The sequence below is a fragment of the Klebsiella sp. 10 genome (assembly GCF_018223925.1).
GTDB classification, from domain to species: Bacteria; Pseudomonadota; Gammaproteobacteria; order Enterobacterales; family Enterobacteriaceae; genus Klebsiella; species Klebsiella pneumoniae.
In genome coordinates, this window is sequence record NZ_JAGRRB010000001.1 from 106,927 (window position 1) to 131,118 (window position 24,192).

Sequence of the window (24,192 nt, forward strand, 5' to 3'; positions counted from 1 at the left end):
AGCAGGATACAAGGACGTGTGGTGTATTTATCAAATGAGTATTGATGTCGAAACACTTGTGAAACAATTAGGTAAACCTTATCAGGATATTTATGAGCAAGGGTTAGTCCCCTACGAAACAAAACCAAGTGTTACGGTTAGTGATGATATTTATAGATTAGATATGAAACGTGAGGGAATATATCTAGCGTTTATTAATGATCTGGAAAAAAACTTAAAGAAGTGACGCTGACATTCGAGGATGAAAGTAAAACCAACTGGCTATTTCCTAATCCATCAGTATATTGACATTAGCGCACTGGCTCAACTGATGCGCTTCAGTCATGGAGCGGGAGCATCAGCGGAATATAATCCGTCAGAAAAAAAACTGGAGGGAAAAATTGAAGGTCATGCCAGTTTTGCACTGGGGGAGGCGAAGGCCGAAACGGCCCTGTACCTGCCGGACAGGTTAGGTGTCAGCCTTTTATTTCCGGCGAAAAAAGTGACGCCACAGACACCGGATGGTGTCTGTAATATGGGAGCGCTGCGTTTTGCCATGAAACTGGTATTGTCAGGTAGCGTTGGTGCCAGTGCTGCAATTGAATTAGGGGTGACAGCAGACTGGAGTGGAGAAATGTGAAAGGGCTATGGCATTAAAGGCCGTCCTGCAACCCTGACTGCTCCACCGTTGCCAGGACAGCAGCAGGTGAATTTAAAGACCTCAACAATACCTGAAGCACAGGGGGGAGGTGAAATTGGTGTTTTTGTTGGTGCTCAGGCGGGAGGTAATATCAGTGGTGCCATTGAGTGGTTTGACCCGCATCCTGATGATACGCCAGTAGCTATAGGTGTTGAGAAAGATAACAAACCCCTTGTCAATAAAGAGAAGAAGTTTGCCGCGATAGCCAAACTGGAAGCGGGGATGACGGTGCAGGCAGGCGCTGGGGGAAGTGGGGTTTTTTATATCACCTATATTCAGGGACGTTTTCGTATTTACTGTAAAGCGGCTTTATGTTGGGGAGTGGGAGCCAAAGGGGAAGTCGGTTTTGAAGTTGATGGCAGCAGCTTTGCGGCTTTTATGAAGAGCTTTATGTATATGCAGAGGAATGTGGATTATCAGAAGCTTGAGCAGATGATGGCAGGGGATGCCTTTCGATCTTTATGTGCAATTCCTATTATTATGGCGGCGCAAGGGATACAGGTGGGTGAGGCCATGCTTAAGAATATGGTCGTAATATTGCAACAAATTAGAGCAGATCTTAAGGATGAAAACAAACGCGTTAATTTGATGGACAGTATTTTGTCTAATCCTGATCAGCTTAAATATACCCCTCCGGAAACAAAAGGGGCAGTGATTGCCACATTAATTGATCAGAACTGGGTGGACTGGCTTGACCCTCGCAATCAGAATAATGATTCTTTTTCCGTTAACAGCTGGAAGCTCGGTCCTCTAAAGAGGCGAAAACAAGCGGTGTTTATGGCGCTGAAGTGGATACAAAGTCAGGCAGATTATAACAATGTCATGCAGCATTTGACGTTGTCGCCAGGGGAGAAGAAAGGTAATAAAGAACTAAATGAAAAAGATGTGATTAACTTTTTAGGTATCGGGGAACAAAAATTGTTTTTTTACACCAATTATGGCGAAAAGCTCACCTTACTGCATAATAACCTCCCGGTTTTTGTTGACCCGGATGAGCCATTTAAACCCATACCTGACATCCTGATGTCAGAATATCTTGCCATGGTTGACGAGCAGCATCCAACTAATACAATGATTGCTTGATTAAATTACTGAGGCATTGAAATGGAAAATAACATTATAGCTATTTCAGTTACTGTATGCTTACTGGTCGGGTGCGATCAGGGAAATGCTGCCAGGAGTGAAAAAGCGGCTAAAGAGCTTGTGGGTAAGTCGCTCTCTAACATGATTCCCGTTCAGGGCGGTGAGTTTTTAATGGGCGATTTTGGACCGTTAGTCGGTGAAAAACTGCCTTTCAGCATAAACCAGGATGACAAGGTATTACATAAGGTTGTATTAAGCGATTTTTCAATATCAAAATACAAAGTCACCAATGATGATTATAATAAATATCTGCGGATAACAGGAGTAAAAAAACCACCCATTAATATTCTGCTAAAAGATTACCCATCATTGCAAAAAGGTGATTATTCTGTTGGCATCACCTGGCAACAGGCAAAAGACTATTGTCAGTGGTTAGGTAAGGAGTCTGGTAAAAAATTTGATTTACCAACAGAGGCGCAATGGGAATATGCAGCAAGATCCAGAGGGCAATACATTCCGTTTGCAACGAATAATGGTGAGTTCCTGCCCGGTAAAAACATCCCCAGCCAGGATGAGCTGAGTGAATATACTGATGGAGCAGGTATTCCTATTTATCCAGTGGGGAAATATCCCCCAAACCCCCTGGGTCTGTATGATATGGGACTTAGTGGCTCAGAATGGACCAATGACTGGTATGCGTCAGATTATTACTCTCATTCTCCGGTAAACGATCCTCAGGGACCCGTAAAGGGGACCGAAAAAGTCCTGCGCGGGAATGTTGGCGGTGACAGACAATACGCTTTAACCGTGTTCAGACAATCAGATTTGCCAGTTCCAAAGATCAATAAAGACGATGATTATGAAAAATATGGTGTTGGTCCGCAGTATGTTTTCCGTTGCGTCATCAATAAATAATGTCGTTTGGTGGTGACATATATCATTTTAACCGGAGCAACAACGTTGAATGAATGTTCCAATAAACCGGAGAGACTATTAAAACCTGTCCCGGATAGCCTGATGTCAGAATATGTTGCCATGATCGACGACCAGCACCCGACGGGGACAATGACTGCCTGATGCAAAGGCTTAGGTGATAAGATGAGGAAATTAATCGTAGTTGCTTCTGTTGCCGCCAGTTTACTGCTCGGGTGTGACCAGAAAAGTACTGGCAAGCGTGAAACCTTGTCTGAAGCGCTTGTTGCTAAGTCGCTCTCTAACATGGTTCCCGTTCAGGGCGGCGAGTTTTTAATGGGGGATTTTGGCCCATTAGTCGGTGAAAAACTGCCTTTCAGCATAAACCAGGATGATAAGGTATTACATAAGGTTGTATTAAGCGATTTTTCGATATCAAAGTTTAAAGTTACCAACGATGATTATAATAAATATCTGCAGATAACAGGAATAAAAAAACCTCCCATTAATATTCTGGTAAAAGAGTACCCATCCTTGCAAAAAGATGATTACTCTGTTGGTGTGACCTGGCAACAGGCAAAAGATTATTGTCAGTGGCTAGGTAAGGAGTCCGATAAAAATATTGATTTACCGACAGAAGCACAATGGGAATATGCGGCAAGGTCAAGAGGGCAGTATCTTCCTTTTTCGACTAATAATGGAAATTTCGAGCTTGGTTCTAATATACCTGAACAAAAGAAATTAGATGAATACACAGATGGTTATGGTTTTCCTATTTATCCAATTGGGAAATATCCTCCGAATCCGCTAGGTTTATACGATATGGGGCTAAGTGGAGCCGAATGGAGTAATGATTGGTATTCAACTGATTATTATTCCCACTCCCCTGTTTATGATCCTCAAGGTCCAGTTAAGGGTAATGAAAAAGTTTTAAGGGGGTATGTTGGCGGAGATCGTCAGTATGCCTTGACTATATTCAGGCAATCGTCACAACCTGTGCCAAAATTTGCTGGGCGTGATGATTATCAAAAGTTTGGAGTTAGTCCTCTTTTTGTATTTCGTTGCGTTATTAATAAATAATATCGTTTGACTGTAATACTATATTATAGTCGGAACGCTCAATGAATATAATATTCCGCTGGACAGCCTGTTTAAACCTGTCCCGGATAGCCTGATGTCAGAATATCTTGCCATGATCGACGACCAGCACCCGACGGGGACAATGACTGCCTGATGCAAAGGCTTAGGTGATAAGATGAGAAAATTAATCGTAGTTGCTTCTGTTGCTGCCAGTTTACTGCTCGGGTGTGACCAGAAGAGTACTGACAAGCGTGAAACCCTGTCTGAAGCGCTTGTTGCTAAGTCACTCTCTAACATGGTTCCCGTTCAGGGCGGCGAGTTTTTAATGGGGGATTTTGGACCATTAGTCGGTCAAAAACTACCTTTCAGCATAAACCAGGATGATAAGGTATTACATAAAGTTGTATTAAGTGATTTTTCGATATCAAAGTTTAAAGTTACCAACGATGATTATAATAAATATCTGCAAATAACAGGGGTAAAAAAAGCACCCATCCATATTTTTTTAAAAAATTATCCATCCTTGCAAAAAGGAGATTATTCTGTTGGTGTTACCTGGCAACAGGCAAAAGACTATTGTCAGTGGTTAGGTAAGGAGTCTGGTAACAAGATTGATTTACCAACAGAGGCGCAATGGGAATATGCAGCAAGATCCAGAGGTCAATATTTTCAGTTTCCAACAAATAATGGTGAGTATTTACCTGGAAAAAATGTTCCGGGTAAAGATGAATTAGATAAATATACAGATGGTTTTGGTTTCCCATTTTACCCAGTAGGCAAATATCCCCCAAATCCCCTGGGTCTGTATGACATGGGACTTAGTGGCTCAGAATGGACCAATGACTGGTATGCGTCAGATTATTACTCTCATTCTCCGGTAAACGATCCCCAGGGACCTGCGCAGGGTACTAAAAAAGTCCTGCGTGGATATATTGGCGGCGACAGACAGTACGCTTTAACCATGTTCAGGCAATCAAAATTGCCAGTTCCGAAGATCGATAAAGACGATGACTATGAAAAATATGGTGTTGGCCCGCAGTATGTCTTTCGTTGTGTCGTTAATAAATAATGTGTGATGCTATCTCTTATTTTAACCGAATCAGAATGCTCAACGAATATTCGGCTGAACCGGATAGGATATTTAATCTACGCCGGATTTCCTGATGTCAGAATATCTTGCCATGATTGATGACCAGCACCCGACGGGGATAATGACTGCCTGATGCAATGGCTGAGGTGATAAGATGATAAAATTAATCGTAGTTGCTTCTGTTGCCGCCAGTTTACTGCTCGGGTGCGATCAGGGAAATACCACCGGGAGTGAAAAAGCAGCTAAAGCACTTGTGGATAAATCGGTCTCTAATATGGTCCCTGTTCAGGGTGGTGAGTTTTTAATGGGTGATTTTGGTCCATTAGTTGGTGAAAAATTACTTTTCAGCATACAACAGGATGATAAAACTTTACATAAGGTTATTTTAAGTGATTTTTCGATATCAAAATATAAAGTCACCAACGATGATTTTAATGTTTATTTGAAAGTAACAGATAAAAAAAATCCACCTGTGGATATACTGGCAAAACGTCATCCTTCTCTGCTAAAGGGGGATTATCCTGCAGGTGTTATCTGGCAACAGGCAAAAGATTATTGTCAGTGGTTAGGTAAAAAATCCGGTAAAAAAATTGATTTGCCGACAGAGGCACAATGGGAGTTTGCAGCAAGATCCAGAGGTCAGTATCTTCCGTTTGCTACTAACAATGGTGAGTTTTCACCAGGAAAAAATGTCCCAAGCCAGGATGAACTGAATAAATACACTGACGGGATGGGGCTTCCCATTTATCCAGTAGGTAAATACCCATCAAATCCCTTAGGGCTGTATGATATGGGATTGAGTGGTTCAGAATGGACCAATGACTGGTATGCAGCAGATTATTACTCCAACTCTCCGGTAAAGAATCCTCAGGGACCAGAGCAAGGGACCAAGAAAGTGTTGCGTGGGAATGTTGGCGGCGACAGACAGTACGCATTGACTATGTTTAGACAATCTGCTTCACCACTCCCAGAAGAAGTTGATGGTGACTATGAAAAATATGGTGTTGGTCCGCAGTATGTATTTCGTTGTGTCGTTAATAAATAATGTGTGATGCTATATCTTATTTTAAAAAATCGGTGGCGTTCAACATATAAGGTTTTTTTCTAATGGATGGTAAAATCATGTACAGTAGTGAAATTATTTCATCGTCATCAACGATGATTGTCAACGGAAAAGGTGGTGCTCATTAAAAATCTGAAAGAAGAAATGTTAAGGTTTGAAGATGAAGCCAAAACTGACTGGCTGTTTCCTAATCCTATGCCGTTTGGTCTGGAACGAGTTATGATTCACCAGTGGGTGCGGGCTTATCTAGGATTTCCGATGGTTTACGTTGAAGCAAAAATTGTTATGACTGCTTATAGGGGGGAAGAGATATATACCTTACCTATACCTCATCAAAATAGTTCTGTCGGATTTACCTATAACAAGGATTTATTTTCAGAAACCGTGACTTTTTATCCACTGGAGCGAGCAAAGGAGATTCATATTGCGCTGGAGAAAAAGCGACTTGGTGGCAAATGAATATTGATATCGAACACTTGTGAAGCAATTAGGTAAACCTTATCAGGATATTTATGAACAAGGTTTAATTCCCTACAAAACAAAACCAACGATTACTGTTAGTGATGATATTTTCAGGCTGGATATGAGGCGAGAAAGAATATTTTCATCTTTTATAAATAACCAGAAAAAATCTTGAGGAAGTGACTTTGCGGTTAGAAGATGAAAATAAAACGGCTTGGTTATTTCCTAATCCGCTGCCTTTTAGTCTTGAACCAGTAATGACGCAGCGATGGATGCGCGAACGCTTTGGATTTCCCATAGGTTATGGCGAACGCAAAATGATAGGGAGCAATAGTCGTCATATTAGCGAGGTATACCCACTGTTGCCACCTAATCAGAAAATGTCTGTTTTATTTGCTTATAATTCTGATTATTTTGTTGTTAGTGTATTTTTTTTATTGTATAGAGCATGCAATAGTAATTAAGGCGATTTTCGCGAGTATAAGGTCGTCTGGCAATTGGCGTTCGAAGTGAAAAATTATTAATGTAGGGGATATCACCTGGGGGAAGAAGTATGTATTAAGTAAAGAGAGGCGTGCAGATATTCCAGATATTATTTTATGTTTATTATTCTTCCTTTGACAGGAGTGGCCGTTTTTTGTCTGTTATTAAATGTTATTGCCTCACTCTTTAGGTTGAAATAGATGCGATTGAGTATTCTAATTAATAATTACTGTATCGCTGATATATAAAAGGAAATTCAATGTCCAAAGGTTTTGTATTACTCGGCGATAAAACCACGCACGGCGGTGCTGTTATTTCCGCATCCTCCACCATGATTGTAAATGGAAAGCCCGTAGCGCTGGTGGGGGATAAAGTCAGCTGCCCGATTCCGGGACATGGCACTAATGCCATTATTGAGGGAGCGCCGGAATGGTCTTCCGATGGTAAAGCCATCGTGGTCGATGGCTGCAAATGTCAGTGCGGTTGCCAGGTGATTTCCGGCGCGCCGGAATGCGCGATAGGATAAAAAATGGGCTGGGTACGAACAAAAGCATTGACCATGGAGCAGCCATCGGCTCCTTCACTGACCCGATGGCTGTTTGCCGGTGTACTGATGGCGATTATCGGTGTCCTGCTCTTTATCCTCCATGCTTCCGGCACCATAGAAACACTTTCAGCGATGAATATCTGGTGGGTATCTCTCGCTCCAGCAGGATGCTGGCTGTTGGCCTTTTGTCTGCGGTGCTGGCAGTGGGACAGAGAGCTGAAAGAGTATCAGTTCTTACAGAAAGAGGCGGAACGCGGGCAATTAAAGTGGGAAGCCTGGGCCGGTCGTTATCTGGCGGTACTGGGCAGTGCAGTGCTGTTGCCGGATCATATTTCTGCGGCACGTTGGGGGGATGAGCGGCCTCAGCAATACGGACTTACCCGCAGGATTAATTACCTTCCGGCAGAAGAGCCCGTGCAGTTGAGTGCGATGCATGCGCTGCTGACCAGTATAGAAGAGCGCGTGCAGTGCCTGCCGGAAGAGCTACCGCTGTATGTCACCCTGATCACGGATAATCCCTCGCCTGAGCTGACCAGCAGTTTCAGTAATCTCTGGAAAGAACACATTCCTGGCCGCGCCGTGCCTGATGATATTACCGTTACCGGCTCATTCTCACTGTCGGAAGTGGAGGAGCGCCTGAAGCAGCCTGTACTGACGGTCAATTTACTCCTGGTCATCCAGCTCAACGGTGGTACAGCATACTCCGACGGGCTGGCCGTGCTGCTGCTGACCAGCGATGATGTGGCGCAAAAATACCATCTGCCGCACTCATCACGGCTGTTACGTCCTATGCCCTTAGATATGACGAACTTTGAAGACGATATCACCCTGTTTCTGGAAACCCAGACTGTCGCCTGCCATACGCCCTCCGTTATCGGGGACGCAAAAAAATGGACGGAAAGAAGCGCCGCGCTTATCACGCAGGGCGGCAAAATGCATACCCCATGGAAAGCTGAAGATATCGCGCTGCTGGAAAAATGGTGCGGTATTCCGGGACCCGCAGCGCCCTGGCTCCTGACCGCGCTGGCAGCCGATCTGGTCAGCCTCCGTAAACAGCCCCTGCTGGCGTTATTTTCCAGCGAACAGGAACATTTTATCAGTACCATCACCCCAGGGAGTGAAGATGAATATACCGGGTAATGGCCTGGGCCGGTTTGGCCTGGCCGGGCTTACGTTGGCCGGGATGGCTGCAATATGGTGGGGGATCACCCGCTATGGCGGCATGCTGAATATCAATACGCGGGGCGAGCAGGTACTGGTGTTTGTCCTGGTCTGTCTGGCGTTGGTATTTGTTTTTTACCTTCCTGCAATGTCCCGCCGTGTGAAGGAGAGTTTATATCGCCGGCAGTCGCAGCAGGCCAGCGTCTTACCCGGCGAAGAAGGGCGCGTGGCGCTGACACCTCCCCATTATATTACGGTGGGGGAAATTCGCCAGACTCTACGCTATCAGTATGGACGCGCCTGGTCCTGCAAAGTCCGTATTCTGCTGATAATTGGCTCAGTCAGAGACGTAGAACAACTGACCCCAAAGCTCACGCAGGAACTCTGGCAGGAAGATCAGGGTACATTATTGCTGTGGGGTGGAGACCCTGGGGCAGCGGTAGATAACGCCTGGTTCACAGCGCTGAGTAAACTGCGTTATCGCCCGGCTGATGGTATGGTGTGGGTAACATCGGGCTTTGACGGCGTTTTGACAACGATGAACAGAACGAAGCCCAGGCTCACGCCAGATGAAATGGACAGTGTGTCTCACTCTCTAAAGCTACGCTTCGAAGCTCTTGGCTGGAAACTACCCCTATACGTCTGGTCGCTGTATGAGGGGGGCAACGAAAAAAATGGACGTATCACTCAGCCTGTAGGCTGCCTGTTACCTGCAGGTTGTACGCCGCAAATAGTTGCCGAACAGTTCACTGCCCTGGCGTCGTTACTGATAGAGCAGGGCATCCAGCAGATATGCGGGCAACCACAGCACAATTTTTTACTCGCGCTGGCCGATCAGTTGACCCGTAAACCGGAAACGGTGACGGAGCCGTTATCGGTATTGCTTAATCCTTACCGCCCGCAGCCGCTGGCCGGGGTGGTATTTAGTGAGGCGTCAGTAGAGGCTGGTCGCAGTGTCCGTCATCACTGGGGACGGGATAACCGCTGGGAAACGATACCAGACTCAGTGCTGTGGTTGCCAGCCGGTCTACGTCCGCGCAAACAGGGAGTCAACTGGATGCGTGGGATGAGCGTGGCCGCCGCCGCCCTGATGTTACTCTGGGCCGCCTCAATGACAGTCTCTTTTATCGCCAACCGCCACCTGGTGGCGATCGCACAGCAGCAGGTGCAGCAGGCCTCGGCGGGAAAACAGCCGCTGGCCGTACGCCTGCATGCGCTCTCCGCGTTACAGAAAACGCTTTCTCAACTGGAATACCGCTCGCAGCACGGCGCGCCGTGGTACCTCCGCGCTGGCCTCAGTCAGAACGATGACCTGCTGGCGGCGCTGTTCCCGCGCTACGGGGAGATGGCGCAACCGCTGCTGCGCGATGCGGCGGCGCATCATCTGGAAGAGCAGCTCACCGCCTTCGTGCAGCTGCCGCCGGACAGCCCACTGCGTGAGAAGATGACGAAGACCGCTTACGGACAACTGAAACAATATCTGATGTTGACCCGCCCGGAAAAAATGGACGCCGCGTGGTTCGCCACTACGCTAATGCAGGACTGGCCGCAGCGCTCAGGCATCGCCGACGCCGTCTGGCAGGGCAGCGGCCCTTCGCTGCTGGCATTTTATGCCGCCAGCCTGGCATCGCATCCGCAGTGGCGTCTGCCTGTCGATGACGGTCTGGTCAGCCAGGTGCGCACACGGTTAATTCGCCAACTGGGCCAGCGCAACAGTGAGTCCACGCTTTACCAGAAGATGCTCGCGCAGGTGGCGAATCAGTATGCCGATATGCGCCTGGCGGATATGACTGCCGACACCGATGCTTCGCGTCTGTTCAGCACTGATGAGGTGGTGCCGGGAATGTTTACCCGTCAGGCCTGGGAGCAGGCCGTGCAGCCGGCCATTGAGAAAGTGGTCGCGGAACGCCGCGATGAAATGGACTGGGTGCTGAGCGATACGAAGCAGACTGCCGCGCAGTCGACGTCGCCGGAAGCTCTGCGAGCCAGGCTGGCGGAGCGTTATTTCGCTGATTTCAGCGGCGCCTGGCTGGATTTCCTCAACAGTCTGCGCTGGCAGCGCGCGGCGACCCTCTCCGATGCTATCGACCAGCTGACCCTGATGGCCGATGTGCGCCAGTCGCCGCTGGTGGCGCTGATGAACACCCTGAGCGTGCAGGGGCGAACCGGCCAGACCGGGGAAGCCATCGCCGATTCGCTGGTCAAATCGGCCAGGCAGCTGTTCAACCGTGATAACTCGCCCGTCATCGATCAACGGTCCGGCGCGCGCGGTCCTCTGGATGCCACCTTCGGGCCCGTACTGGCGCTGCTGGACAATCGCGACGGCGGGACACCCACCAGCCGTCTTAGCCTGCAGACCTTCCTGACCCGCGTCACCCAGGTGCGTCTGCGCCTGCAGCAGGTCACCAACGCCACCGATCCGCAGGCGATGACCCGGTTGCTTGCGCAGACGGTATTCCAGGGCAAGGCCGTGGATTTAACCGAAACGCGCGACTACGGCAGCCTGGTGGCGGCGGGGCTGGGCCAGCAGTGGAGTGGATTTGGGCAGACGCTGTTTGTTCGCCCGATGGAACAGGCCTGGCAGCAGGTGCTGACCCCGGCGGCGGAAAGCCTCAACGCCCAGTGGCGCAGCGCAGTGGTGGAGGACTGGAATAGCGCTTTTGGCGGTCGCTACCCCTTTAAAAATACCAGCAGTGAAGTCTCTCTGCCGCTGCTGGCAAAATACCTCAACAGCGAGACCGGGCGCATCGCCCGCTTTCTGCAGACCCGGCTGAACGGCGTGCTGCATAAAGAGGGGAGCCGCTGGATGGCGGACAGTATCAATGCTCAGGGGCTGACGTTTAACCCGGCCTTTCTGCAGGCGATGAATACCCTGAGCCATCTCTCCGACGTCGCGTTCGCCAACGGCGAAGCGGGATTGCATTTTGCGCTTCGCCCCGGCACGGCGGACGGCGTGATGCAGACGGAGCTGGTCATCGACAGTCAGAAACTTGTCTATATGAACCAGATGCCGGTCTGGCGGCGGTTCAGCTGGCCCGCTGACACCGAAGCGCCGGGCGCCAGTCTGAGCTGGATCAGTACCCGGGCGGGCACCCGCCAGTATGGCGATTTCCCGGGCGCCTGGGGGTGGATCCGTCTGCTGGATAAGGCGGTGGTCAGCGCTTATCCCGGAACGAGCAGCAGCTGGAGCCTGAGCTGGAAAGCGCCGGATGGTCTGTTGCTGAACTACACGCTGCGTACCGAGGCGGGGGAAGGACCGCTGGCGCTGCTGGCGCTGCGAAACTTTACGCTACCGGAGACGATATTCAGCGTGCGCGCGTCTGCGGAACGTGTTCCGCTGACCGACGATATACCCGGCGAAGAGGGATACTGAACCTTCTCCCTCACTGATTGGCGTTGACCTGCAACGCCAGGCCTCCTTCGCTCATGGCCGCCCGACGGCCAACTAATCTGACCGCGCAGCCATGCTGCGTGTCTCCCTGTAGACGAATAAGGGAATATTCATAATGGACGATTTAACCCTGCGATATTTTGACGCTGAAATGCGCTACCTGCGCGAGGCGGCAAAAGCGTTCGCGCAGGCTCACCCCGATCGGGCGGCGATGCTGGATCTCGATAAAGCCGGTACGCCGGACCCTTATGTAGAGCGCCTGTTTGAAGGCTTTGCCTTTTCCGTAGGTCGCTTGCGCGAAAAAATTGATGATGATCTGCCGGAGCTGACCGAGGGGCTGGTCAGCATGCTGTGGCCGCACTATTTGCGCACCATTCCGTCGTTATCGATCGTAGCGCTGACCCCAACGCTGCCGGCGATGAAGATGGCGGAAACGGTGCCCGCCGGGTTTGAGATTAGCTCCCGCCCACTGGGGCCGAAAAATACCGTGTGCCGGTACCGAACCACCCGCGCTCTGACGCTTAACCCGCTGGCGATAGAGGAGGCGGTGATGACGGCGGAGCCGGACGGACGTTCGGCCCTGCGACTACGATTCGCCTGTAGCGAGCTGGCTGACTGGTCGCAGACCGATCTCCGCCACCTGGCGCTGTACCTGGGGGAAGACGCTGTTACCGGCAGCGCCCTCCATCTGTGGCTGACCCGACGCCAGGCCGCGCTGTACCTGCGTCTGCCGGGTCAGACAGAGCGGGTAAGCCTCGACGGCTATTTTTCCCCGGGGGGATTCAGCGATGAGGATCGTTTATGGCCGAAGGGGGAGAGCGCTTTCAGCGGCTATCAGCTGCTGCTCGAGTATTTCACCTTTCGCGAAAAATTTATGTTCGTGCAGCTAAATGGCCTGGAAAACATCACCCTGCCGGCGGGGATATCGCATTTCACGCTTGAGGTGGTGTTCAGCGAGGTCTGGCAAAGTGATTTACCCGTCAGCGCAAGCAGCCTGCGCCTGCACTGTGTGCCGGTGATTAACCTGTTTACCCTTGAGGCCGATCCGTTGACCATCAGCGGGCTGGAGAGCGAATACCTCCTGCGTCCGAAGCGCCTGCAGGACGGGCATACCGAAATCTATTCTGTCGACAGCGTGACCGGCTCCGGGCGCACCGGGGAGGCGCGCTATGTGCCTTTCACCCGCTTTCGTCACCAGGGCGGGATGATGCGTCGCCATGCTCCTGAGCGCTACTACCACACCCGCGTAAAACGGGGCGTAACCGGCATGCACGATACCTGGCTTATCCTCGGCGGACAGCAATGGGAGGCTGACCGGGAGCTGGCGCGGGAAACGGTCTCCTTGCGCATCACCGGCACTAACGGCCAGCTGCCGCGCCGGGCGCTACAGAGCACGCTGCTGGATCGCTGTGAGTCGATATCAGCCACGCCGCTTACCGTCCGCAATCTCTGTAGGCCCACGCTGCCGGCCTATCCCCCGGCGGAAGACCGCTACCACTGGCGGGTCATGAGCCATCTGGGCACCCGTTTTCTCAACATGATGAGCAGCGCCGAGGTGCTGCGCGGCACGCTGTCGCTCTACAACTGGCGGGAGGATGAGCTCAATAATCGCCGTCTGGACGCCATTCTGGCGGTCAGCCATCACCGAATTCAGCGTTTCGAGCAGGGCTTCCTGCTGCGCGGGCTGGATATCGAAGTGACGCTCGACGGTAGCGGATTTACCGGTGCGGGCGATGTCCACCTGTTTGGCGACATGCTCAACCGCTTTTTCGCACTGTATGCCGATATGAATCAGTTCAACCAGCTGACGCTCATTGTTCAACCTGAAGGGAAATGTATCCGGTGGAAAGAGAATCACAGTCTGCGCCTGCCCGGCTGATAGCGCAGCTCCGGCCTCAGTTGCCGTACATGAATTTTTACCGCTTCTGCCAGTTGCTGGAGAAGAACCATCCGAAGGCGCCGATCATCGGCAGCGGCTGGCTATTAGGTGATGAACCCATACGCTTTCGCCCGCATCCGGGGATGGGCTTTCCGGCTGGCGAAATCCGTGGAATGGACGATCCTGAACCGCCCCGTCCGCCGGCGGTTCGCGTGACTTTTATGGGACTCTACGGCGTGGAATCCCCGCTGCCGACCCACTATAGCGATGACATTGCGCAACGGCGGGAAGGCGTCGAGGCCACCGAGGATTTCCTCGATATCTTTAACCATCGGCTGATCGCCCAGTATTACCGTATATGGCGCAAATATTCCTACCCGGCAACCTTTCGGGCGGGCGGCACGGACAACATCTCGCAGTATCTGCTCGGCCTGGCGGGGCTGGGTATACCGGGATGTGCCGCTGTTGCCGCAGCGCCGCTGTCGCGATTTCTGGCGCTGCTGCCGGTGATGATGCTGCCGGGGAGATCCGGGGAAGGCATGGAGGCGCTGGTGGCGCTCCTGGCCCCGGGGACCCGGGCGACGGTGCACCACCACGATCCCTGCCGGATCCCCTTGTCGCAGCCGTTAACGATGAGCGTCCGTCAGCCGGTTAGCCTGCAACATAGGCCAGTGATGGGAACCCACGCCACGGATGTGAACGGTCAGGTATTGCTGCAGCTGGCCACGGAAAAGCCTGATGAGGTTCGCGGCTGGCTGCCCGGCGGCGAACTGTTCAGCGACCTGATGGCGCTTCTGCACGTCTGGCTCGGATCTCATCTTGACGTGCGGCTGCAGCTTTGCGTCGCCCGCCATTTACTGCCGGATGCGCAACTTTGCTGCCAGCAGGAGCATGCCGTCCAGCTCGGCCGTACCGCTGTGCTGCGTCCGCTGGATGCGCAGAAGCAGGCTGACGACAGAGTCACGATTTATCTGGGGCGCTATCAGCGCGTCCGGGAAAATATCCACCGCAGGGAGAGCGATGAAGATGGCGATTACCGCAGTTAAACCCTCCGCCAGGTTGCTGGCATTCCTCATGGTTACCGTCTTAACCGGCTGCGGCCTGACGCAGACCGTGAAAGACGGCGCCGTTTCCGTGACCCAGTCCATTTTTTACCCCCAGGTGAAAACCCTGCATCTGGATCTTCGCGCCCGGGAAGGCGTGAATAACAACGCCAAAGGCGCCTCCCTGGCGACGGTGGTGCGTATTTATCAGCTGAAGGACCGGCAAGCGTTCGACAATACTGACTACCCGTCGCTGTTTGCCGGCGATGGCCAGGCGCTGCATGCGGACCGGGTGGCGGAAAAAGATGTTCGCCTGCGTCCGGGCGAATCGGTGACCGTCGATATGCCCATGGAAACCAGCGCGCAGTTTGTGGCGGTGGCGGCCATGTTTATCGATCCAGACCTGACGCAAAACAGCTGGCGGCTGGTACTCACCCGGGACGAACTTGATCCGGCGAGGCCGCGCATTATCGAAGCCAGCCAAAATCAACTGACGCTGCACCCGTTTAAGGAGAAGTGAAAATGCCTCGTCCCTCCCTGTATGACATCCTGTACGGCAATTTCGCCGGCGGGCTTGACCTGAATACTGTCAGCGAAACGGATCAGGTCATCCTGTCGGTGCTCGATAACATGCAGCGCATCCTCAACTGTCGGGCCGGAACGCTGGCGCATCTGCCGGACTACGGCCTGCCGGATATGACCGCTATCCTCCAGGGGATGCCAGCGTCGGCGCACCAGCTGATGAGCACGTTGTCGGCGGTGTTGCTGAAATACGAACCGCGCCTGCAGCGGATCGCGGTGGTGATGCTCGATCAGCATGCGCCCGGCGAACTGCGCTATGCCATTGATGCGGAGCTGAAGGATATTGGCCTGGTGCGTTACGGCACGGAGTTTATGCCCGAGGGCAGGGTGTTGATCCGCCACCTCAAACGTCAGCAGTACCTTGACGCCCGCTCCGCCCTCTAATCTCTCGCTGAAAGACATCATGATGACAACACACCACGACCGTCACTATAAAGCCGGTGGCGACCCGCGCACGCTGGCTGATTTTATGGCCCTGCGTGCGGAAATGAACAAGCTCAGCCACCCGGCGCGGCCGGATATTAACTGGCCGTATGCCGAGCAGCTTGCCCGCGGGCTGTTGGAGCATCACGGCGCGGACCTGCAGACTGTCGCCTGGTATACCCTGGCCCGCGCCCGGCTGGGCGGGGTGGCAGGGATCAATGAGGGGCTGACGCTGATGGAGTCGCTGCTGGTTCGTCAGGGGAAAAACCTGTGGCCACAGGCGCTCCCGGCCCGGACAGAGATCTTCCGCACCCTGAGCAAGCGGCTGCGGCAGGTGATCCGTACCCTGAATCTTACCCCAGAGGATGTTGATTCGCTTGAGCAGGCTGAACGTTCGCTGCAAAGCTTCGACGCAGTGCTCCAGCGCCTTGAGATCGCTCCTGAAAACCAGCTGAGCGACCTGCGGGCGCTACTGCACAGCACGGCAACTCGCTTCGAGAGCCTCGACCCTGCGCCAGCGCTTCCCACCGCGCCGCCGGTGGCGGTGTCTGACGCGGAACTTCCCGGCACTCTGGTCAGCGAAGAGGATGCGGCGAAGGCTGAGCCAGTGCCAGACCTAAAACGTAGAGCAAAGGCTGAGCCAGTGCCAGACCTAAAACGTAGACCAAAGGCTGAGCCGCTGGCTCCGCCTTCACCTGCAAAGCGGCCCGCGCCGGTGGCGGCGTCTACTCCGGCAGCCGCGCCGCGCTGGAAGCCGTTTATCGCCGGAATGGTTACCATGCTGGCGGTAACGGGTATCGCCGTCGGCGGATGGCTGGCGCTGCGTCAGTCCGACTTGCCGCCCATTTCGGTCACCCAAAATGCCGGACCGATACCGGGCCTGCCGGCGACAACGCCCCCGGGGCCGGTTGATCTGCCACAGACGCAGCGCCAGCTTGGCGAGCTTGCCCGCCTGGCGCCGGACTGGGCGGTCAGCTACGGCGACCAGCTGGTCCACCAGGCCCTGATCCGCTGGCCGGATCAGGCGCAACCGCTGGCGCAGCAGTGGCGGCAGCAGCTGAGTGCTGCCGCATTGCCCGCGGAAAACCTTACCGGCTGGTCGGAGGGCATGCAGCAGCTGCAGCGGCTCGCCGACCAGCTCAATGCCCTCGACGAGCAGAAGGGGAAGTACCTGACGGTGAGCGAACTGAAAACCGCAGTATTTGCCATCACGCAGTCGTTTAACCGCGCTGTTCCGCTGGAGGAGCAGCTGCGCCAGCTGGCCGCGCTTCCCGTTGATCAACCCTGGCCAGCCGCGCGGGGAAGCCTCGCGGAGCTGCATCTGCAACAGCTGATAGTGGAGTATGCCCTGCTGAAGCGAAAACAGCCGGCGTCGCCGACCGCTGCGCTCCCCGCAACCGGTGAGCCCTCGGTGAGTGAGGCGGTGAAATAAAGTGTGCGCATGGCAACATTTTCTTTACATCAATATTGCAAGAACCGAACGCCCTTCGTAGTCTGAAAATGATTTAAATATACCGTTTGTAGTTGTATTGAAAATTTTATTTCGATCTCTGAGGGCATACTATGAAGCACTGTAAAATCATCCTGTTAGTAGGCCTTCTGGCCAGTTCCGCTTCGGCATTAGCGGAGAAGATCGGCGTCTCAATGGCCTACTTCGATCAAAACTTTCTCACTATTATCCGCCAGTCCATTGAGAAAGAAGCTCAAGCCCGCCACGTCGACGTACAGTTTGAAGACGCCCGCGGCGACACCGGACGCCAGGCCGATCAGGTGCAGAGCTTCATCGCCTCCGGCGTGGACGCGATCATCGTCGACCCGGTGGACTCCGCCAGCACCCCGCAGCTGACGAAGATGGCGCAGCAGGCCAAAATGCCGCTGGTGTATGTGAACCGGACGCCGGGGGATAAAACGTTACCGCCCGGCGTGGTGTTTGTCGGTTCGGACGAGCGGGAGTCTGGCACATTGCAGATGGAGGCGCTGGCGAAGCTGGCGAACTACAAAGGCAACGTCGCCATCATGATCGGCAATCTCACCGACGCCGGCGCGCTGCAGCGTACCAAAGATGTGGAGCAGGTGGTGGCCAAGTATCCGGCAATGAAAGTGGTGCAGAAACAGCCGGCCAACTATTCCCGCAGCGAGGGCATGGATCTGATGCAGAACTGGACGGGCAACGGAGAAGCGATTGATATTGTGGCGGCGAACAACGATGAGATGGCGATTGGCGCGGCGATGGCGCTGGAGAAAAGCCAGAAGAAGCTGCTGATCGGCGGGATCGACGCCACCCCGGACGGGCTGAAAGCCCTGGCCAGCGATAAGATTCAGGTGACGGTTTTCCAGGACGCCGTCGGTCAGGGCAAAACGGCCTTAGCGGTAGCGCTGAAGCTGATTAAAGGAGAAAAGGTCGAGTCTCATGTCTGGATCCCGTTTGAGTTAGTGACCAAAGAAAACATGCAGACCTATGTGGAAAAGAGTCATTAACGGCAAGGCGCAGGTGCGCGAACCTGGCTGATAAAACCGGGCTGATAATGTGACGCCCGGGCAACTAAATCGGAGGAAAAGGCATGGCAACGGCAAGAAGCGGCTATACGCTGCAGGTGATAAAGGCAGGGCAGCAGGGGCATGTTGAAATGAGATGGGGGCATCTCGCAGACGTTGATACGCGCGCGGCGGCGGCGGCTATCATGCAGCATATCGGGCGTTCTTCGTCCTCGCGGGGCCAGCAGGAGATCAGCCTGTCGCTGACCAATGCCGCCAGCGGTATCTCGGTGGAGCTTCATCACCCGGCCTCAGGGGAAAGCGCCACCCCGGCTTTTATTGAGGCTGAGTTAAAGAAAATTGTGCAGATCGTTGATGGCTACGAGGCGGCAGAAGATACCCATATTGTGGAGTAGCGTGTCGCCTGGGTAAAAAAAAATCCACGCCGCTGCGTGGATTTTTTTGCGCGGTGGCGGCGAAAACGCCAGCCAGCGGGATTAGACGTTGAACAGGAAGTTCATCACATCGCCATCTTTCACGATGTAGTCTTTACCTTCAGCACGCATTTTACCGGCTTCTTTCGCGCCCTGTTCGCCTTTGTAGGCAATGAAGTCTTCATAAGCGATGGTCTGCGCGCGGATAAAGCCTTTTTCGAAGTCGGTGTGGATCTTACCGGCTGCCTGCGGCGCGGTCGCTCCCACCGGGATGGTCCATGCGCGAACTTCTTTCACGCCCGCGGTGAAGTAGGTCTGCAGGTTCAGTAGAGCGTAACCGGCGCGGATCACGCGGTTCAGGCCCGGCTCTTCGAGGCCCAGCTCAGCCATGAACTCGTCACGCTCTTCATCGTCCAGCTCGGCGATGTCCGCTTCAACGGCGGCGCACACCGGCACCACCACAGACCCTTCCTGCTCGGCGATGGCGCGAACCTGATCGAGGTACGGGTTGTTCTCGAAACCGTCTTCATTGACGTTCGCGATGTACATGGTCGGCTTCAGGGTCAGGAAGCTCAGATAGCGGATGGCCTCTTTCTCTTCTTTGGTCAGATCCAGCGCGCGCAGCATACCGGCGTTTTCCAGCTGCGGCAGGCATTTTTCCAGCGCGGCCAGTTCAATCTTCGCGTCTTTATCGCCGCCTTTGGCTTTTTTGGAGACGCGGTGAATCGCGCGTTCGCAGGTATCAAGGTCAGACAGCGCCAGTTCGGTGTTGATAACGTCGATATCTTCCGCCGGGTTCACTTTCCCCGCGACGTGAATAATATTATCGTTTTCAAAGCAGCGAACCACATGGCCGATGGCTTCGGTTTCACGGATGTTGGTCAGAAACTGGTTGCCAAGACCTTCACCTTTGGACGCGCCTTTCACCAGGCCCGCGATATCCACGAACTCCATGGTGGTCGGCAGGATGCGCTGCGGTTTGACGATTTCAGCCAGCTTGTCCAGACGCGGATCGGGCATCGGTACGACACCGGTGTTCGGCTCAATGGTACAGAAGGGGAAGTTGGCCGCTTCAATACCCGCTTTGGTGAGCGCATTGAACAGGGTGGATTTGCCGACGTTGGGCAAACCGACGATACCGCATTTGAATCCCATGATTTAAATCACCTTAATCTTTGGATAATCAATCTGTTACAAGGAACAGATTGCAGAAAATTGAATAGCTTTGCCTATTATACACGGTGCGCGGCAAAAATGCCGCACGCCAACGGCTTATTGCGCCTTAAAGGCGTGCAAACGGTTGGTCGCTTTGGTCAGCCCGTCCTTTAACCAGATTTCGGTACAGCGCGCCGCTTCGTCGACAGCGTCATCGATCAGTTTCTGCTCGCTGGCCGGTGGTTTGCCAAGCACAAAGCCGACAACCTTGTTTTTGTCGCCCGGATGGCCGATTCCGACGCGTAAACGGTGAAAGTTCGGGTTATTGCCGAGCTTACTGATGATATCCTTCAGGCCATTGTGGCCGCCATGGCCACCGCCAAGCTTAAATTTCGCCACGCCCGGCGGTAAATCCAGCTCGTCATGGGCGACCAGAATTTCATCCGGGTTGATGCGATAAAAGGTCGCCATCGCGGCCACGGCTTTACCGCTGAGGTTCATAAAGGTAGTGGGGACCAGCAGGCGGACGTCCTCGCCCGCCAGGTTGATGCGCGAGGTGTAGCCGAAGAATTTGCTCTCTTCGCGCAGCGGCGCACGATGGCGATCCGCCAGTAAATCCACATACCAGGCGCCAGCGTTGTGCCGGGTAGCGGCATATTCCGCACCGGGGTTGGCCAGGCCGACAATCAGTTTAATGGTCACGTTTTCTATCCTGCATGGGGCATTCTCTGCCGCGTAGTGTACTGTCTGCGGGCGCGCTTGACAAAATTCTGGCTATTAGACAATACCCGCATTGATGATTTACTCACTAAATCATTAGAATTTGATATGGTTCATAGACTTATTTGTAAATTTTTGTCTATTCGCTGTTCACTAATGTGATCGTGGACGCACTCCGCAGAAGAGACCTTGTCTATACTACACCTATAAGATTTGGGGACATTCCCTGGCAACCCAAAGTCCGGAGGTGACACATGAAACGCAAAAACGCTTCGTTACTCGGTAACGTACTCATGGGGTTAGGGTTGGTGGTGATGGTTGTGGGGGTAGGTTACTCCATTCTGAACCAGCTTCCGCAGCTTAACCTGCCACAGTTCTTTGCGCATGGCGCAATCCTAAGCATCTTCGTTGGCGCAGTGCTCTGGCTGGCCGGTGCCCGTATTGGCGGCCACGAGCAGGTCAGCGACCGCTACTGGTGGGTGCGCCACTACGATAAACGCTGCCGTCGTAACCAGCATCGTCACAGCTAACCGTAGCATGATTTCCCGCATCGGCCACTGAAGGCCGATGCGCTTTTCTGTGTCTCACTTTATCTCTTCCTCTTTTTCCCGCCATATTACGCCCCCATTCCGTCCTGGCCTTCGTGCTGCTATGGTTGCCAGCATAAAATGAATAGCAAGCGCGGTTTTTGCTTGACCCTGACGTTACGTCAGGCTGCAGAGTAGCGGACCTGGCCACAGAGAGGAGCAGTCATGTTAATTCAGGTGGGAGAGCTGGCGAAGCGTGCCGGACTGACGGTACGTACGCTGCATCATTATGAACAGACGGGGCTGTTAACGCCTTCGGCCAGAAGCGAGGCGGGCTATCGGCTCTATAACCTGTCCGCGGTTCAGCGCCTGCATATGATAAAGGCGCTGGCGCAGGCCGGGCTAACGCTCGCCACAATCAAGGACTATCTCGATCGGCAAACGCTGTCGCTGCCCGAGCTGCTGACGCAGCAGATAGATATGCTCAACGCCCAGCTACGCGATGTTGGCAGGCTGCGCGACCGACTATTGGTGCTGCGCGAGGCGCTGGCGAGCGGCAATGAACCCGATCTGGAGTCCTGGCTACAGACGCTGGAGTTAATGAAAATGTACGATCGTTGGTTTAGTCAACAGGAGTTAGCCGCGCTGCCGTTTGCGGCACAGGATGAACAGCGGGCGCAGGCGTGGCGCGAGCTAACGGAGGAGGTGCAGACGCTGATGGCGAGCGGCTGCCCGACGGACAGTCCGCAGGCGATGCGTCTGGCGACGCGCTGGATGGAGCGCCTGGAGCAGGATACGGCCGGGCGTCCGGAGTTTCTGACCCGCCTGAACGAGATGCATGCCGCCGAGCCGCAGATGGTTGAACAGACCGGCGTCACGCCGGCAATCATCGCCTATATCACCGAGGCCTTTGCCGAAAGCAAACTGGCGATCTGGGCGCGGTACCTTGACGAAGAAGAGATGGCGTTCACCCGCCAGCACTATTTTGACCGGCTACAGGAGTGGCCTGCGCTGGTGGCGAAGCTGCATCAGGCGTGCCGGGAGGGCGTAGCGCCGGACTCGGCGTCGGGTCAGGCGCTGGCCCGGGCGTGGCTTGAACTGTTTCAGTCCTACGCCGGTACCCGGCCGCAGACGTTGCAGAAGTTTCGTCGGGCAATGGAGCAGGAGCCGCATTTGATGAAGGGCACCTGGATGACGCCGGCGGTGCTGAGCTGGCTGCAGCAGGCGACCGGATCCTTGATGCGGCAGGCGCAGGGACCTGCCGCCGGGTGATCACAGGTCAGCCAGCGCGGCCTGACGATCGGGGTAGAAGCTCAGGCGTCCGGGCAGCGGCTTGACGCCGGCGCGCGCTAGCGTGCGTAGCGGCTGAAACTCGAGGTTAGATACGCGCAATTCACAGCCTTCCGGCAGCTTGTTCACAAAGCGCTGGAAGGCATCCAGGCCACCGGCGTCGAGAACCGGCACCGCGTCCCATTTCAGCACCACGATGCGCTTGCCGGCGATCCGGGTCTCCAGATCGTTGAACAAGCCTTCGGCGGCGGCAAAGAACAGCGGCCCAATTACCCGCAGCACCAGCACATCGTCTGGCACCTCGACGTTGACCGGCGCCAGATGAGTCATGCGTGCGATACGGCGCATAAACAACAGCGAAGCCAGCACGATCCCGACGCTGATAGCGATCACCATGTCAAACAGCACCGTTAGCGACATGCACATCAGCATCACCACGATGTCGTCCTTCGGCGCGTGGCGCAGCAGATTGATGACTTTATGCGCCTCGCTCATATTCCATGCCACCATCAGCAGCAGGGCGGCCATCGCCGACAGCGGCAGCCAGGAGAGCAGTGGGGCGAGGATCAGCAGCGCCAGGATCACCAGCAGGGCGTGGATCACGGCGGCAACCGGCGATGTGGCGCCGGCGCGGACGTTCGCCGCCGAGCGGGCAATCGCCGCGGTGGCAGTGATCCCGCCGAAGAACGGCGCGACAATGTTGCCCAGCCCCTGGCCAATCAGCTCGCTATTGGCTTTGTGCTTGGTGCCGGTCATGCCATCAAGCACCACCGCGCACAGCAGAGATTCAATGGCGCCGAGCATCGCCATTGAGAAGGCGGCAGGCAGCAGAGCCTGCAGCGAGGCCCAGCTCAGGGTAAAGTTTGAGCCCGGCATATCCCAGGGCAATACCAGCTGCGGCAGCAGCTGCGGAATGCCATTGCCCTGAGTGCCGTCCGCCAGCTGATAATGGAACTGCGAGCCGATCGTCGCGACATCGCCGCCGAGCAAGTTGACCACCAGCATGACCGCGCAGCCGCCCAGCAGCGCCGGGAGGTGGCCCGGCAGGCGGATACCCAGCCGCGGCCAGAGGATCAGAATGCCAAGAGTAACGACGCCGATGGCGGCATCGCCAACGTTAATGGTCGGTAGGGCCATCGCCAGCGCCGCCACTTTCTGCAGATAATGCTCCGGCACATGGGGCATCTGCAGGCCGAGGAAATCTTTAATCTGCATGGTGCCGATGGTGATACCGATCCCCGAGGTGAAGCCGAGGGTGACTGACAGCGGGATATATTCGATCAGGCGGCCAAAGCGCGCCAGGCCGAAGAGGATTAAAAAGATCCCCGACATCAGCGTCGCCACCAGCAGTCCCGCCAGACCAAACTGCTGGGAAACCGGATAGAGGATCACCACAAAGGCGGCAGTCGGACCGGAAACGCTAAAGCGTGACCCGCCGGTCAAGGCGATCACAATCCCTGCCACCGCTGAGGTATAGAGGCCGTACTGCGGCGGCACACCGCTGCCAATCGCCAGCGCCATCGCCAGCGGAATCGCAATGATCCCGACGGTGATCCCGGCGATCAGGTCACGCGTGAAGCGGGCGGTGGTGTACTTTTCTTTCCAACAAGCGTCGATGAGGGCGCGGAAAGGCATCACATGTGAGGAAAATAATCTGTTCACAATAATGTTTCATCCATGAGCGCATCATCTGTCAACTAAATGGCAGGTGAA

General features: G+C 54.1%; 23 protein-coding genes and 4 pseudogenes. 24 read left to right on the plus strand and 3 right to left on the minus strand.

The features are described 5' to 3' along the window. Window positions 1–16: 16 nt before the first annotated feature. The 22 genes and pseudogenes from KHQ26_RS00540 to KHQ26_RS00640 all read left to right on the plus strand — a co-directional run. Window positions 17–273: pseudogene (locus tag KHQ26_RS00540) on the plus strand (DUF6392 family protein); the annotation flags it as partial. A gap of 130 nt (window positions 274–403) precedes the next feature. Continuing rightward, window positions 404–1,433: pseudogene (locus tag KHQ26_RS00545) on the plus strand (hypothetical protein). Between the two features lie 248 nt (window positions 1,434–1,681). Next, a pseudogene (locus KHQ26_RS26265) lies at window positions 1,682–1,762 on the plus strand (hypothetical protein); the annotation flags it as partial. Between the two features lie 21 nt (window positions 1,763–1,783). After that, on the plus strand, window positions 1,784–2,677 hold the full coding sequence (locus KHQ26_RS00555) for a formylglycine-generating enzyme family protein (protein ID WP_014343203.1): 894 nt from the start codon (window positions 1,784–1,786) through the stop codon (window positions 2,675–2,677). 45 nt (window positions 2,678–2,722) lie between these two features. Further along, window positions 2,723–2,839, plus strand: a complete 117-nt coding sequence (locus tag KHQ26_RS00560) for a hypothetical protein (protein WP_032410376.1) — start codon at window positions 2,723–2,725, stop codon at window positions 2,837–2,839. 21 nt (window positions 2,840–2,860) lie between these two features. Then, window positions 2,861–3,754, plus strand: coding sequence for a formylglycine-generating enzyme family protein (locus tag KHQ26_RS00565; protein WP_016946122.1), 894 nt, complete (start codon window positions 2,861–2,863; stop codon window positions 3,752–3,754). 52 nt (window positions 3,755–3,806) lie between these two features. Further along, the gene (locus tag KHQ26_RS00570; RefSeq protein WP_071787070.1) at window positions 3,807–3,908 is read left to right on the plus strand and encodes a hypothetical protein; all 102 of its coding nucleotides are present in this window, start codon (window positions 3,807–3,809) and stop codon (window positions 3,906–3,908) included. Between the two features lie 21 nt (window positions 3,909–3,929). Further along, entirely contained in the window at window positions 3,930–4,823 is an 894-nt protein-coding gene (locus tag KHQ26_RS00575; RefSeq protein ID WP_004184615.1) for a formylglycine-generating enzyme family protein, read from the plus strand. 175 nt (window positions 4,824–4,998) lie between these two features. Continuing rightward, window positions 4,999–5,889, plus strand: coding sequence for a formylglycine-generating enzyme family protein (locus tag KHQ26_RS00580; protein WP_029497087.1), 891 nt, complete (start codon window positions 4,999–5,001; stop codon window positions 5,887–5,889). Window positions 5,890–6,051: 162 nt separating this feature from the next. Then, window positions 6,052–6,366, plus strand: a complete 315-nt coding sequence (locus tag KHQ26_RS25920; RefSeq protein ID WP_109208470.1) for a DUF6392 family protein — start codon at window positions 6,052–6,054, stop codon at window positions 6,364–6,366. Beyond that, window positions 6,363–6,544, plus strand: a pseudogene (locus KHQ26_RS26205) (DUF6392 family protein). The gene KHQ26_RS25920 and the pseudogene KHQ26_RS26205 overlap by 4 nt, the downstream one beginning before the upstream one ends. A 10-nt stretch (window positions 6,545–6,554) precedes the next feature. Further along, complete coding sequence (locus KHQ26_RS26175; RefSeq protein ID WP_015874919.1) at window positions 6,555–6,833, plus strand: DUF6392 family protein; 279 nt, start codon at window positions 6,555–6,557, stop codon at window positions 6,831–6,833. A gap of 278 nt (window positions 6,834–7,111) precedes the next feature. Then, window positions 7,112–7,378 (plus strand): PAAR domain-containing protein, encoded by a 267-nt coding sequence (locus KHQ26_RS00595; RefSeq protein WP_004175522.1) that lies wholly within the window; start codon window positions 7,112–7,114, stop codon window positions 7,376–7,378. A gap of 3 nt (window positions 7,379–7,381) precedes the next feature. Then, window positions 7,382–8,539, plus strand: coding sequence for a hypothetical protein (locus KHQ26_RS00600; RefSeq protein ID WP_020805218.1), 1,158 nt, complete (start codon window positions 7,382–7,384; stop codon window positions 8,537–8,539). Further along, complete coding sequence (locus tag KHQ26_RS00605) at window positions 8,523–11,933, plus strand: ImcF-related family protein (protein ID WP_020805221.1); 3,411 nt, start codon at window positions 8,523–8,525, stop codon at window positions 11,931–11,933. Before KHQ26_RS00600 ends, KHQ26_RS00605 begins: the two co-directional genes overlap by 17 nt. Window positions 11,934–12,066: 133 nt before the next feature. Next, entirely contained in the window at window positions 12,067–13,830 is a 1,764-nt protein-coding gene (tssF, locus tag KHQ26_RS00610; protein WP_020805217.1) for a type VI secretion system baseplate subunit TssF, read from the plus strand. A gap of 29 nt (window positions 13,831–13,859) precedes the next feature. Further along, window positions 13,860–14,876 carry a type VI secretion system baseplate subunit TssG gene (gene tssG / locus KHQ26_RS00615; RefSeq protein ID WP_029497089.1) on the plus strand — a complete coding sequence of 339 codons (1,017 nt, stop codon included), beginning with the start codon at window positions 13,860–13,862 and terminating at the stop codon, window positions 14,874–14,876. Then, window positions 14,857–15,393 carry a type VI secretion system lipoprotein TssJ gene (gene tssJ, locus KHQ26_RS00620; RefSeq protein ID WP_029602816.1) on the plus strand — a complete coding sequence of 179 codons (537 nt, stop codon included), beginning with the start codon at window positions 14,857–14,859 and terminating at the stop codon, window positions 15,391–15,393. The genes tssG and tssJ overlap by 20 nt, the downstream gene beginning before the upstream one ends. Before the next feature lie 2 nt (window positions 15,394–15,395). After that, the gene (gene tssE / locus KHQ26_RS00625) at window positions 15,396–15,839 is read left to right on the plus strand and encodes a type VI secretion system baseplate subunit TssE (protein ID WP_004152261.1); all 444 of its coding nucleotides are present in this window, start codon (window positions 15,396–15,398) and stop codon (window positions 15,837–15,839) included. A gap of 19 nt (window positions 15,840–15,858) precedes the next feature. Further along, on the plus strand, window positions 15,859–17,310 hold the full coding sequence (locus tag KHQ26_RS00630) for a VasL domain-containing protein (RefSeq protein ID WP_020805219.1): 1,452 nt from the start codon (window positions 15,859–15,861) through the stop codon (window positions 17,308–17,310). A 131-nt stretch (window positions 17,311–17,441) separates the two neighbouring features. Continuing rightward, window positions 17,442–18,356: a sugar ABC transporter substrate-binding protein gene (locus tag KHQ26_RS00635; protein ID WP_002910453.1), complete on the plus strand. Its 915-nt coding sequence runs from the start codon at window positions 17,442–17,444 to the stop codon at window positions 18,354–18,356. 83 nt (window positions 18,357–18,439) lie between these two features. Further along, the gene (locus KHQ26_RS00640) at window positions 18,440–18,769 is read left to right on the plus strand and encodes a DUF1869 domain-containing protein (RefSeq protein ID WP_004145442.1); all 330 of its coding nucleotides are present in this window, start codon (window positions 18,440–18,442) and stop codon (window positions 18,767–18,769) included. Window positions 18,770–18,850: 81 nt separating this feature from the next. On the opposite strand, the gene ychF is transcribed toward KHQ26_RS00640, so the two are convergent. Together ychF and pth are read right to left on the minus strand one after the other, a co-directional pair. Continuing rightward, complete coding sequence (ychF, locus tag KHQ26_RS00645) at window positions 18,851–19,942, minus strand: redox-regulated ATPase YchF (protein WP_016947194.1); 1,092 nt, start codon at window positions 19,940–19,942, stop codon at window positions 18,851–18,853. A 117-nt stretch (window positions 19,943–20,059) separates the two neighbouring features. Then, window positions 20,060–20,644: an aminoacyl-tRNA hydrolase gene (gene pth, locus KHQ26_RS00650; protein WP_004180389.1), complete on the minus strand. Its 585-nt coding sequence runs from the start codon at window positions 20,642–20,644 to the stop codon at window positions 20,060–20,062. Between the two features lie 272 nt (window positions 20,645–20,916). Between pth and ychH the strand changes: the two genes are divergently transcribed. Continuing rightward, window positions 20,917–21,192 carry a stress-induced protein YchH gene (ychH, locus tag KHQ26_RS00655; RefSeq protein WP_002910437.1) on the plus strand — a complete coding sequence of 92 codons (276 nt, stop codon included), beginning with the start codon at window positions 20,917–20,919 and terminating at the stop codon, window positions 21,190–21,192. A 222-nt stretch (window positions 21,193–21,414) separates the two neighbouring features. After that, window positions 21,415–22,461, plus strand: coding sequence for a MerR family transcriptional regulator (locus KHQ26_RS00660; RefSeq protein WP_004175547.1), 1,047 nt, complete (start codon window positions 21,415–21,417; stop codon window positions 22,459–22,461). Here the strand turns inward: KHQ26_RS00660 and dauA are convergent, their stop codons facing one another. Next, window positions 22,462–24,141 (minus strand): C4-dicarboxylic acid transporter DauA, encoded by a 1,680-nt coding sequence (gene dauA / locus KHQ26_RS00665; protein WP_004200291.1) that lies wholly within the window; start codon window positions 24,139–24,141, stop codon window positions 22,462–22,464. Between the last annotated feature and the right edge of the window lie 51 nt (window positions 24,142–24,192).